This is a genomic window from Synechococcus sp. R5-12 (assembly GCF_047502655.1).
Lineage (GTDB): Bacteria > Cyanobacteriota > Cyanobacteriia > Thermostichales > Thermostichaceae > Thermostichus.
Window position 1 is genome coordinate 1 of the sequence record NZ_JANSIM010000004.1, and the last position, 11030, is coordinate 11030.

Annotated in this window: 12 protein-coding genes; 4 read left to right on the forward strand and 8 right to left on the reverse strand. The window is 56.1% G+C overall.

Features of this window, described 5'->3' with window-relative positions; all coding sequences use genetic code 11:
• Positions 1-98: 98 nt before the first annotated feature.
• Positions 99-1076: an acetyl-CoA carboxylase carboxyltransferase subunit alpha gene (locus NW843_RS00360; protein ID WP_414521781.1), complete on the reverse strand. Its 978-nt coding sequence runs from the start codon at positions 1074-1076 to the stop codon at positions 99-101.
• Positions 1077-1201: 125 nt separating this feature from the next.
• Here NW843_RS00360 and NW843_RS00365 point away from each other — a divergent pair, with 125 nt between their 5' ends.
• Positions 1202-1753, forward strand: coding sequence for a hypothetical protein (locus tag NW843_RS00365; RefSeq protein ID WP_414521775.1), 552 nt, complete (start codon positions 1202-1204; stop codon positions 1751-1753).
• Positions 1750-1893, forward strand: a complete 144-nt coding sequence (locus NW843_RS00370) for a hypothetical protein (protein WP_414422139.1) — start codon at positions 1750-1752, stop codon at positions 1891-1893. The genes NW843_RS00365 and NW843_RS00370 overlap by 4 nt, the downstream gene beginning before the upstream one ends.
• A gap of 50 nt (positions 1894-1943) precedes the next feature.
• On the opposite strand, the gene NW843_RS00375 is transcribed toward NW843_RS00370, so the two are convergent.
• From NW843_RS00375 to NW843_RS00405, 7 genes are all read right to left on the reverse strand, one after another.
• Complete coding sequence (locus NW843_RS00375) at positions 1944-2447, reverse strand: bis(5'-nucleosyl)-tetraphosphatase (RefSeq protein ID WP_414521776.1); 504 nt, start codon at positions 2445-2447, stop codon at positions 1944-1946.
• A 7-nt stretch (positions 2448-2454) separates the two neighbouring features.
• Entirely contained in the window at positions 2455-3690 is a 1236-nt protein-coding gene (locus NW843_RS00380; RefSeq protein ID WP_414329984.1) for a hypothetical protein, read from the reverse strand.
• 129 nt (positions 3691-3819) lie between these two features.
• On the reverse strand, positions 3820-4035 hold the full coding sequence (locus tag NW843_RS00385; RefSeq protein WP_414329987.1) for a hypothetical protein: 216 nt from the start codon (positions 4033-4035) through the stop codon (positions 3820-3822).
• A gap of 46 nt (positions 4036-4081) precedes the next feature.
• Positions 4082-6154 (reverse strand): argonaute PAZ domain-containing protein, encoded by a 2073-nt coding sequence (locus tag NW843_RS00390; protein WP_414521777.1) that lies wholly within the window; start codon positions 6152-6154, stop codon positions 4082-4084.
• A 232-nt stretch (positions 6155-6386) separates the two neighbouring features.
• Entirely contained in the window at positions 6387-6863 is a 477-nt protein-coding gene (locus NW843_RS00395; protein ID WP_414521778.1) for a hypothetical protein, read from the reverse strand.
• A 58-nt stretch (positions 6864-6921) separates the two neighbouring features.
• Positions 6922-7941, reverse strand: a complete 1020-nt coding sequence (locus NW843_RS00400) for a hypothetical protein (RefSeq protein ID WP_414521779.1) — start codon at positions 7939-7941, stop codon at positions 6922-6924.
• 268 nt (positions 7942-8209) lie between these two features.
• Entirely contained in the window at positions 8210-8821 is a 612-nt protein-coding gene (locus NW843_RS00405; protein ID WP_414521780.1) for a chromophore lyase CpcT/CpeT, read from the reverse strand.
• Between the two features lie 691 nt (positions 8822-9512).
• Here NW843_RS00405 and NW843_RS00410 point away from each other — a divergent pair.
• Positions 9513-10031 (forward strand): phycocyanin subunit beta, encoded by a 519-nt coding sequence (locus NW843_RS00410; RefSeq protein WP_011434282.1) that lies wholly within the window; start codon positions 9513-9515, stop codon positions 10029-10031.
• 193 nt (positions 10032-10224) lie between these two features.
• Positions 10225-10707 (forward strand): phycocyanin subunit alpha, encoded by a 483-nt coding sequence (locus NW843_RS00415; RefSeq protein ID WP_011434281.1) that lies wholly within the window; start codon positions 10225-10227, stop codon positions 10705-10707.
• Positions 10708-11030: the final 323 nt, after the last annotated feature.

An 11030-nucleotide genomic window follows, 5' to 3' on the forward strand; every position in this document is an offset into this window, starting at 1 on the left:
GCCAAAAGGCTTTTCAAGGACTCCGTCCCGCTGGCGCGATCAATGGCCCAGGTGTCTCACCCTAATCTGAAACGACTATAAATCAGGGATGCATAAGTCTATTCAGAAAGCTCCAGAAACGCTCCCATGCGGCGAAACTTTTGGTAGCGCTCCTCGCGCAATTCTCGCCCGCTCAGGCTAGAAAGTTCCTTGAGATGCCTGAGAAGAGCCTCTTTGAGGGTTTGAGCAGCTTCCAAGGGCGCGCGGTGGGCGCCGCCGACCGGCTCCGGCAGGATCTCGTCGATCACCTCCAGTTGCAGCAGGTCTTGGGCGGTAATGCGCAGGGCTGCCGCCGCTTGCGGAGCTTTTTTGGCGTCTTTCCAGAGAATAGCCGCGCAGCCTTCCGGCGAGATCACGGAGTAGACGGCGTGCTCAAACATCAAGATGCGGTTGCCAATGCCAATGGCCAATGCTCCTCCGGATCCCCCTTCGCCGATGACGGTGCAGATGATGGGGATCTCCAACCGAAACAGGGTCTGCAGGTTGGTGGCAATGGCCTCCCCCTGACCCTCCGCCTCGGCTTTAACCCCTGGGTAGGCTCCCGGCGTGTCGATAAAGGTCAAAAGAGGCAGGCCGAAGCGGTGGGCATGTTCCATCAGCCGCAGGGCTTTGCGGTAGCCGGCGGGATTGGGCATCCCAAAGTTGCGGTGGATGTTGTCTTTGGTGTCGCGACCCTTTTGGTGGCCTAGGATCATCACCGGCTGATCCCCCAGCTTGGCCAACCCGCCCACAATGGCTGGATCGTCCTGGCCGTGGCGATCCCCGTGCAGCTCAAACCAGTCGTCACAGATGGTCTGTACGTAATCCAGGGTGGTGGGGCGGCGGGGGTGACGGGCCACCTGGAGCCGTTCTACTGGCGTGAGCTGGCTGAAGATCTCGCGGCGCAGCTCTTCGGCTTTGGCTTCCAATTGGCGAATCTGCTCAGAAGCATCGATGTCGTTTTCTTCTGCCAAGGCCCGAATTTCTTGAATTCGTTGCTCCAGGGCGGCAACAGGCTGCTCAAACTCCAGCAGCAGGCGGTCGGTGGACTTGGTCATGACCGGTTGGCTAAACTTCTGGGGCGTGCTGTGACCGGCAAAGGCTGCACAGATTTGGGGATGGGACTTTGATCTTCTCACATGTAGATCCCGTAGGCTAGAGGGAGCAGCCCAAGAGGGATCCCTTGTCGACCTCTCTCCATTCTCCCCCTTCACCCCTTCCCCCCTGGCTGCGCTGGGGGGTGGTGGGATCCGTCGTCTTGGCTATCGGGGTGGGAGCCTTTTGGCACTACGGGCGGCCCGAGCGGCAAATCCGGGCCCACACCCAGAGATTGCTGCGGGCGGTGGAGCAGCGCAACTGGGATCAGGTGGAGATGTTGGTATCTGAGGCCTATAGCGATGGTTGGGGCCTGAACAAGCAGCGGGCGCTGGCCTACAGCCGCGAGATCTTCGGCCAATTTTTTCGCTTGCGCCTCCAACCCCAAGCGCTGCAGGTGCAGCTCGACCTAGGGGATCCCAGTCGCCAAGGACAGGCCACCCTCTGGTTTGTTATCGAGGGCTCCGGCGGCCCCTTAGCCAACCTAACGCGAGATCAGGTGAATGCGCTGGAGCAACCCTTCCAATTGAATTGGCAGCGACGGGGTGGGGAGCCCTTTCGCTGGGAGCTAACCCGCGTGGAGAATCCAGAGCTGCAACTGCCCCTTCTCCCTTCTCAAGAACAGGCAGGCCAGAGATGAGGGTCGAACACCAACAGGGGGAGCTGACCTTCAACTGGCGGGATCCACTGCACAATACCCCTTTGGCGGGCCTGAGCTGCATAGCGGCTGGGGAGAGGCTGCAACTGGGAGGATGTCAGGCGGCGCAGGCTGCCGAGTGAGGGCGTTTCCCAGGTATTGGCCAAGTCGGATGGGCCGGGCCTGCCCTAGGTCAGACTCCAGTGGACTGACCTCCCCACAGCTCTTGCAGATAAGCCTGGCAGCGGCGCAGCAGTTGCCGACTCTCTTCAAAACTGATCTGCTCCAAGGCTTCGGGGTAGGAGCACCAGCGGTAGGCGGCCACCTCCTCTGGTTGCACCTGTAGCTCAGGGGGAGGAAATTGGGGCGGCAGCAAGGCCACGTAGTAGGTAACGGTTTTGGCCACTCGGTTCCCCTCTGGATCCGTAAAGGTGTAGGCTTCCTGCAGCGTCAAAGGGTCAGACTGGCCGGGCAGGGTCAGAAGCTGGTAGTCGGTCAAGCCGGTTTCCTCTCGCAATTCTCGCTGCGCCGCCTCCAGGTCGCTTTCGGAGCTATCCTTGTGCCCTTTTGGGAAAGCCCAATGCCCCTTCTGGTGCTGGATGAGCAGATACAAATGAGAAGAGCCCAGTCTGGGAGCTTCCTGGGCGGGCGGGCGGGGCAGGATGGGGATCACCCCATAGGCAGCATCTATCAGCATTGGGGAGCTAATCTCCAAAGAGTTTGATGGCTGGCGGCTTAGGAGCGAAGACCTCGTTGGGATCCACCTGCGGGCGCTCTACCCCCTGCAGGGGCGAGAGGGGGCGACCGGTGTCGAATTGGAAGAGATAGATGGGCAACTGGCCATTCCCCAGAGGCAAAAGAGCTAAAGTATCGATTTGGGTCAGGGCGTTGCGGCTGGTGGGTCGGGTTAGGTTGAAAGCAACGATTCGGTCTTCCAAGGAATTGTCCGGGCTGGAGCGCCGGCCCAGGCCAATGCTGAACTGCTGGTTGCCCTGCTCATCCACTCCCAAGGCCCGCACATCTCCCAACTCCGCTTGAGGAGCGCTCCCCGGCAGGCCGGCTACCACCGGCGGCGCATCCACCGGCGGCTGCGAAGGCAAAAAGCGCAACTGCGTCCCTTCTGGCAAAATGCGGTAGTCCTGGTAGTCATGCTGGATGGACAGGGATCCCCTGAACACGCGGCGGTTCAGGCCCTCCAGGGTCCAAAAGCCATAGCCCAAATTGATGCGGGTGCTCTCCGGCAGCCAGTAGCGCTCCCCTCCCTCGGGAGCTGGCACCGCCGTAAACCCCATCAGGACATAGGCCTGCCCCCACACCCCCGACAAAAACAGCAACACCTGCCGCGGCAGCCCCGACTGCGGATCCAGCCACAGCTCCCGCAACTGGCCTTCCTGAATGGGCTCTAGGCGCAAGTGCTGGACAGGGGATCCAGCCAAATCCACCCGTTCTGAGGAGAGGACGCGGTAGCGGCTGGGATCCGCCTTCAAGTAAAAGCTCACCGAGGGCAAGAGGGCTTCCGGTCGGCTCACATACACCGAGTACAGCTGCAGCAGATCCGACTGGTTCACCACTTCCAATTGGCGCGAATCCAAGAGGCGGATGCGATCCCCTTCGGCTACCCAAGCCTGCCAACTGCCGTCGCGGCGGTAGAGCACATCCAACGTGGCTGTGAAGGTTTGGGATCCCTCTACCCGCACCTGCTGGCGATATTGCAAGTTGGGCAAAGGGGGCAATTGCTCTAGAGCGGCGTTGTAGCGCTCCAGCCAAGCTTGGGGATCCTGCTTAGGGCTGGCAAGAGAAGAGGGAGCCGATTGGGCCACGGCTGGATCCCCTGACGGCAGACCGACCAGTCCCGTTACCAGGAACACCACCCCGCCGAGATAGCCCCAGCCTCGAAGGGATCCCTGCCGCTTCCTAAATTGGGAGGGTTCAGGGAACATCAGCTCACCTCGCAACCCTGCTCTTGCTGCCCTTCTTGTCGCTGCTTGTGCCCGGATCAGAGCGCTTCCCACACCTGAGAGAAAGCGTTCGGAAGGGATCCCTACTCTCTGCCCGCCGATTGAGTACGCCTATTCAATGGAAATGGATTGGGGGCCGTCGGAGCGACCGGAAGGCGGGGGCTCCTCCACCCTCAGCCCCTGGGACTCCAGCCAACTGCGCAGCGGATCTTGCTTCACATCCAAACGCAGCAGGCCGCTGAGAAAACCGCCACAGAACGGAACAGGATTGCTTAGAAAGGTCTTCCAGACCTCATTCATCTCCACCATAGCCGCAACACCAACCACCCCCCCAATCCTAGCAAGGCCGGCAGGTGGGGATCCCCTCCCTTGGCTAGACGGCAATCAACTTCTCTCGGTTTATGTTCTGCAGCACACTAAAAATGCTGTTGCCAATGCGCTGGAACTCTTTACTGCTTTTGTCGGCAAAGTGCAATACCCAAGGAAGCCTACAGGCTTGAAAACCACTGGCGGGATGAAGCTGGGAGAGATGGTAAGTTTGTATAGCCAGAACTTCCAAAGGAGTGTTGCCGTGTTCATGGACAACTCGCAGCGGTCTTGCGCTGCCAATTGGCACCGAGGACTTCTTAATGGGCTGGCTTGTTACGAGCATAAATGACCTTCGTTCATGGTCAAAAATGACAGTGCCCATTGCAGCGTCTCTATAGCTTCCTTTTTCCTCTCTTCCCATTCTGACTGTGCCACTTTTGCGCACTCCAACAATATCCACAGCAATCTTTTCTTTTCTTAGTTCCTCAATTGTTTTATCAAATTCGCCTCTTTGAACTAAGCCATCCCTCATCAAAAGAACCTTTCTAGGGTATCGATGAAATTTGTTGTAGAATCTATTGACGAGCTTGGACACGGTTTGATAAATTGCCTCGCCGGAAAAAGTTTCTCCTCTTTGTATATCGGGCAACTCCCAGCCTAAGCTTTGACCATTGGCCAGTACCGCGAAGGCAGAGGTTCCGTAGTAAAGCTCTCGATTCGTCCCCACATCAAAACCAATGGTAAGCTCGGAGCACTCAGGATGATCGAGGGGTTCAAGCAACACGGGTTGCCACGCAGCTTTACACAGAAGTCCTAGTACGACATTTAGAGCTTTGTAGGGGTCAGCTCCAGGAATCATAAACTGAGTTGCTATTCCTGCTCGAAGTGCTTGCAAGCGGATCTTTTGCTTGTGCTCATTAGGCGACAAGGGCATGACAACCAGAACGGTTTTGATCCCTTTGTCGGCCCAGCTTTGCCAAAACCTCTGTTGAGCAAGGTCGCCTTCAGGCAAATCTTGACGGGTTGCGTAAAAGTCTATTTCAACTCTTGCTCCGCTCTTTTTAGCTACTTCAAGTAGGCACTTGCGAACCTCAGTAGGATACTCACGTTTATTATCGTCAAGATTTAGAAGTCCAAACTTTGTCTCGCCAACTCTTGCACATCCTTGGTACCTAACTCTCGCGAGGTTTTGGACTTGTCTATGACCAAACCCCAATAGCCTTGGCCTTGGCATAATGTATCCTTCTGCTTTTAGGGGATCAGCCTGAAAGTCAGAAATATTGTAGACATTTTCTATAATAGTTTTTGCGGTCTCTTTAGACTCTTTCAATCTCTCTTCTAAACTTTTTCTGATGTGCTCGCTAACCAAGGAGCTAACTTTTTTGCCAGTCCATCTTTGATCTTCTATACTTGCTAGCATCTCCAAAGTTAAAACAGGCGACAGTCTCCGCGATAGATGAAGGATAGGCTCTGCCTTTTGTCTGAAATTGCGTTCTCTGGAGACCACTTGAACCACCAGAGAGCCATCAACTTCTTCTGGAGTTGCTCCGTACTTCTGTACATGATAATCCGCTAAGCTAGTGTTTAGCTCCGCTAACCATACTTCCCTTGGCGACTGATTGGAAATAATGCCTCGATACTCCCAAGTTGGGTATTTATTATTTTTTGTCCTGTATGTGTTTCGTACAATTTCAATTGAGACATCTGGGTAATTTTCCAGCCACTCATGCAGCGTCCATGGGCTGTAGAAATGGTATCGGATGTCGATCTCTAGATAGAGCTTCTTATCTTGTCTAATAACAACGTCTAGCTCTCTTCCTCTGTGAACCTCCCACCCATCTCCGCAAAGTGGTTTTACTCCTTCCGAGTCCTTAATCCGTTCTACTCCTTCCAGACCCGTAACCCACCAGATCAATCCTCCTCCTGTTGATCGCTCAATCTCTGTTCTTTTGTACTTAGATCTTAGACTCCAATCTAGTTTCTTGCGCTCGAAAGTTTCTAGAGCCTGTCTCTCTGTAGGGTCTGTACAATCTAGAGCCTTAGAACCAAGCTCTTCCAACTCCCATTCCTCTGTTTTGAGTTTACTGGCCGGAACTTTTTCTCGGGTTATGATGCGATTTCCCAGACGAACAGCCATTACACCTAGCTGATTACAAATCTTGGAGAGAGCCCTCTGCTCCTCTCCTAGATCTGGAAGAGGGTTTGGCCTGCAACTATACTCATAGAAGGTGAGCTCTTCTTGAGTTAGCTCCTTGACGAAGAAGCGATTAAGAGTAACCTCAACTTTCTTCTGGAGTAAATTCATTGGCAGACTCTAGTTTCAAGTTTCTCTCTAGGATCTCTAGGATAAGCTCTAATTCTCCTGCTCTTCACGAGGGATCTCCAAACAACCCTGGCGGAGCCAAATCTTCGCTGATCGCCTCTGCCTGAAACCGACCGCTCATGCCCACCACCTGCCACTCAGCACTGCGATCCCCCTGGCGGAAGCGCAGCCGTCGGGCTCGCAACGGCACCACTTCTACGACTTCTACCGGAAAGTGTTGGTATTCGCCCAAATAGTCTCGGTAATCCGGGGGCAAGTCAGCGCTGCTGTTGATTTGAATCCAAAACACCCGTCCTGCTTCGTTGCCATAGGCGCGGATTTGTTCCTGGCCGCGGTATTGCTCCACCCCGCGCAGCCGCTGTCGTCCCACCTGCACAGACTCAGCCCACTCCGGCAAGGGATCCCCCAAGCTGATCGACCAAGCCGGCCCGCTCAGCCCTAGCCAACAGAGCAGCAGTAGCCCCCAAACCCAAGGCCATCTGTGCGGCGTGCTGTTCCCGGTTTTCAAGGCTCGGCCGAACATGGCAAGTTCTTCTCCGCAAGTGATCCCAATGCTTTTGGATGTTGAAAACAACTTCGTCTCAACGTAGGCGAAAGCCGATCCGACCGCCTTCAATATCAAAGGCAACGTCGGCGTTGAAAAACAGCGGCATGCCCAACAGTTGCACTCCTTGGTTGCCGTTAACAAAAATCCGATCCCGGCTGGGCGTAATGGGAAAGCCAACCCGAATGCGGTAGTCAAAAGCCCCCTCCAGCACAGCTCGCCATTCAGCGCCGGGGGGCAAGGTCGAGGTGGAGAAAGGAGCTGCCCCCAACAGCCTGACATTGAGAAAAATGTCGGAAGAACCACTGTCAAAAACGGTGGGGCTGAGGGCATTTTGAATGGAAGTGTTGCTAATGCTGTAGGCCACTTGCAAAGCCTCATCCCGCCAGATGGGTGTGCCATCGGGAAAGCTTCCCACCTGGGGAAACTGCCGGAAATTGAAGCCGGCGGTGTTGGCCGCCGTTAGGCCAACCGTGAACAGGCCCTGGGTGGAGTTGAAGCCCCCCGTTTGAATAATGTACCCAGAGCGGAAATTGCCCGGAAGACGGGTGAGCGGACTAAACAGCTCGCGGTTGGGGCTGCGCTCATCCAAGGATGTGCCTAGGATCCCGGCGAAGGGCCGCCCTTCTCCAAACAAGTTCTCTGAACAACTGGCCACCAGGGCGTCCACACAGGTGATCCGGTCGATCAACTGAATCGTTACCGGCTCCCGACTGGGGATCCCTCCTATGCTGAAGGGGGCGCGGGCCAACACGCCGATAAATTGCGTGCCATCTCCAAACGTCACGGTGGAAGGGATCCCCGTCCGCTCCAGGCCAAAGCGACCTGCTGCTGTCGCTATGATGCGCAAACCTGCCGAGCCGGTATCCAGTAACACCTCAGCTCCGCTCCCGGCCACCCCCACTGTCAGGCCCAGGAGCTTGAAGCGGCTGTTGCCCAGGGTACGCACCGGCATGGGAATCGACTCGGTTCCCGGTTGAGGTGGGAGAGGGATCAACGCAGGGGGGGAAGCTGCAGATTCCCCCTGGCCAGAACAGCCGGCACCGAGCAGCAGCAAGGTCAAGATCCCAACCAGGGCGATCACCATTCCCCAAGGGCTGTGCCAAGCCCACCCAGACCGTGGCTCATCCTTTGGGCCCGACCTCGCCTGCATTGAATACCCACACTGAATTAAAAGGAGCCTAGCCCGGTTGCAACCGGTAAACAGCACGCTCAAACCTGGGGGATTTGGATCCCGGCCAAGGACAGTGTACACAAAGCTGGCTGAGGGAGAGTGCGCAATAGCGCTGTCAACTGTGGAGTTGTGGGGCTGGATGGGCTGCAGCCTACAGCATTAGCTCCGCCTGCCAATCGACCACTTTTTGGAAGCGAAAAGCGCCTGCCAGGGCTCCCCAAACCTGCTGGTGGGTGATGGGATCCATCCCTCGGTCATGGCTGCAAAACTCGCTCTCGCTCAGGTGCAAGGTGGTCTGCAGATAAGTGGCTTGGCCGTTGCGCACCACGCAACACCGGCACCCCGGCTCCGTCGCGCCGATGAAGAGGGATCCCTGCCTCTTCACATGCACATCACACCCCTCTAGATAGGCTAGGTCGGCAGCCTGCAGTTGACTCAGTTGGTCTGCCCTTTCCCGAGCACAGCCCCGCCACCGCTGCGGCTCCAGAGGGCGGTAGTTGCGAATCACGATCCCAGCGCTTGCCTGAGTCAATTCCACCACCGCCTGCCGATAGGGATCTTCCAAATGGCCACTGTAGGCTTGCTCCACATAAAAGCCGATCCCGCCCAAAACTTGGGCCGGCAAGGGGCGGTAGGCCACTCGGATTTGGGCAAAAAACGGTGGATTCTCCCAGGCTTGCTCTTGGTTGCTGAAGTCTCCTGCCAACCAGCGCGCCATCTGCAGCAGCTCCGGGGAAGGAGTGCGATCCGACTCAATAGACATAAGCGGGCATCGAGAATTCTGTAAAGGTATGTACCGAAAATCTCCGGAGAGCAAGGGGAACCTTCTCAGATTTTGCCCCAACCTCAGGCCCGACCGAGGATTGCAGCAAGTGTTAAATTATGTATCCTTTATGAGAATGTTCGCTCTGATACTGAAAATGGATCCCTTGCAAGCTGCAAAGCCGCGATCGGGGCTGACATCTTTGTTCATGTTGTAAAGCTAGGCAAAGAAACATTCTCTTTTGTAAAAAACTACTCCCGCGAAGGACAGGGAGAACAGCCTGGGATCCGAGATGGGAAGCAGGTTGGAAACCGATCTAAGACCTTTTGCGCGAGGTAAAGCCGATTTACATTTTTTGATTTCATCGCTTCTTGCCTTCGCGGTAGAAAAAGACTGGAAACAAGGCGAGCCAGCTTCTCCTCGTCTGCCCAGTTGAGGTTGCCAGCAGCGGCTGAGGCTTCTTGTCCAAGTCCGATCCCGTAGATGGTGGCCTGGCTCTGGGGGCGAGCTTCGCTTGCTCATCTTGGTTCTATCGGCTTCGATCCCGTCGGCGGTTCTGTGAGTTAAACAGCACCTCTCGGCACTGGGGATCCAAGCGGTGTTGCATTCCTGGCCGGCAGGTGCTCTCTTGTCCGCTGCAGGGAATGTGGATTCATAACCTCTTTTACTTTCGCTAGGGAGATTCAAAACCATGAACGATGTATTTGGCAAAGTTGTTGCCCAAGCTGACTCCAAAGGCGCTTTTTTGGGAGAGAACGAGTTTGCCGCTCTCCAGCAGGTAATTGCCGAGGGGAACAAGCGTTTGGACGCTGTGAACCGCCTCACCAGCAATGCCTCCAAGATCGTGACCGATGCCATCCGTCAGTTGTTTGCCGAGGAGCCCAATTTGAACGCTCCCGGTGGCCCTGCCTACCCCAGTCGTAACGTAGCCGCCTGTATGCGGGACATGGACATTATTCTCCGCTACATCACCTACGCAGTGGCAGCCGGAGATGCCAGTGTGCTGAACGAGCGCTGCCTGAACGGCCTGCGGGAAACCTATCAAGCCTTGGGCACCCCCGGCAGCTCAGTGGCCAACGGTATCCAAAAGATGAAAAAGGCTGCGGTGGCGGTGGTAAACGACCCCAACGGCATCACCCGGGGTGACTGCAGCGCTCTGATTGCCGAAATCGAATCCTACTTCGATCGCGCTGCTGCCGCTGTGGTTTGATCCCTTGTGGACTGAAGTTTCTGTTGTGTCCGGATCCAGTTGTGAAGACCTCTCTGGGATCTAAGACAACTCGGGTTGGCAGGGGATCCCTGGAAAAGTAACCTGTTTTGCAGCGATTTTGCAGTTGAGACTTTGAATCTTTTGCTTTGTTTTTTGCATTGAGCTTGAGTTAAGTAAAGGAGCGTTTTGAATCATGCAAACCCCAATTGTTGACGCCATCGCCACTGCCGACAGCCAAGGGCGCTACCTGAGCAACAGCGAATTGCAGGCCATCAATGGCCGTTTTCAGCGGGCTGCCGCCAGCATGGAAGCCGCCCGAGTTCTGAGCAGCCGTGCCGACGAGCTGGTGCGCGGTGCCACCGAAGCGGTTTACGCCAAGTTCCCCTACACCACCCAACCCGGTGGGCAGTGCCACACCCAAGCCGGCAAAGACAAGTGCGCCCGCGACGTGCGCCACTACCTGCGCTACATCACCTACTGCTTGGTAGCCGGTGGCACCGGTCCTCTGGACGAGTATCAGTTGGCCGGGATCCGCGAAATCAACGCCGCTTTTGAGCTCTCCCCCAGTTGGTTCATCGAAGCCCTGCGCTACATCAAAGCCAACCACGGCCTGACCGGGCAAGCGGCCACCGAAGCCAACACCTACATCGACTACGCCATCAACGCGCTCAGCTAAACCCTTGGCTTGGGATCCCTCTAAAAGGGTGACGCCGGCTAGCCAGTTGGCTCATCCCATAAACCAGGGGGGATGGCGAGGAAAGGTTGTTGAGGGCAACGGTGGTGAGCCTGCTACGTTGCGGAGAGATACGTTTGACCACGTGGGTTTGCGGATCAGTCTCCCCAATAGGAAGGCGCCACTGTTGCTCTTCTGCAGCTTGGGGCTGCCGATTTTTGATTTCTAATTTTAGTTTTCGATTTCTACAGTCGTTTCAGGCTAGGGTGAGACGCCTGGGCTATTGATCGCGCCAGCGGGACGGAGTCCTTGAAAAGCCTTTTGGC

What these genes read in the sequence shown, in the direction of transcription:
- NW843_RS00360 (WP_414521781.1), bottom strand. Translation starts at nt 1,076, where the DNA reads ATGACCAAGTCCACCGACCGCCTGCTGCTGGAGTTTGAGCAGCCTGTT.
- NW843_RS00370 (WP_414422139.1), top strand. Translation starts at nt 1,750, where the DNA reads ATGAGGGTCGAACACCAACAGGGGGAGCTGACCTTCAACTGGCGGGAT.
- NW843_RS00375 (WP_414521776.1), bottom strand. Translation starts at nt 2,447, where the DNA reads ATGCTGATAGATGCTGCCTATGGGGTGATCCCCATCCTGCCCCGCCCG.
- NW843_RS00380 (WP_414329984.1), bottom strand. Translation starts at nt 3,690, where the DNA reads ATGTTCCCTGAACCCTCCCAATTTAGGAAGCGGCAGGGATCCCTTCGA.
- NW843_RS00390 (WP_414521777.1), bottom strand. Translation starts at nt 6,154, where the DNA reads ATGGCTGTTCGTCTGGGAAATCGCATCATAACCCGAGAAAAAGTTCCG.
- NW843_RS00395 (WP_414521778.1), bottom strand. Translation starts at nt 6,863, where the DNA reads ATGTTCGGCCGAGCCTTGAAAACCGGGAACAGCACGCCGCACAGATGG.
- NW843_RS00405 (WP_414521780.1), bottom strand. Translation starts at nt 8,821, where the DNA reads ATGTCTATTGAGTCGGATCGCACTCCTTCCCCGGAGCTGCTGCAGATG.
- NW843_RS00410 (WP_011434282.1), top strand. Translation starts at nt 9,513, where the DNA reads ATGAACGATGTATTTGGCAAAGTTGTTGCCCAAGCTGACTCCAAAGGC.
- NW843_RS00415 (WP_011434281.1), top strand. Translation starts at nt 10,225, where the DNA reads ATGCAAACCCCAATTGTTGACGCCATCGCCACTGCCGACAGCCAAGGG.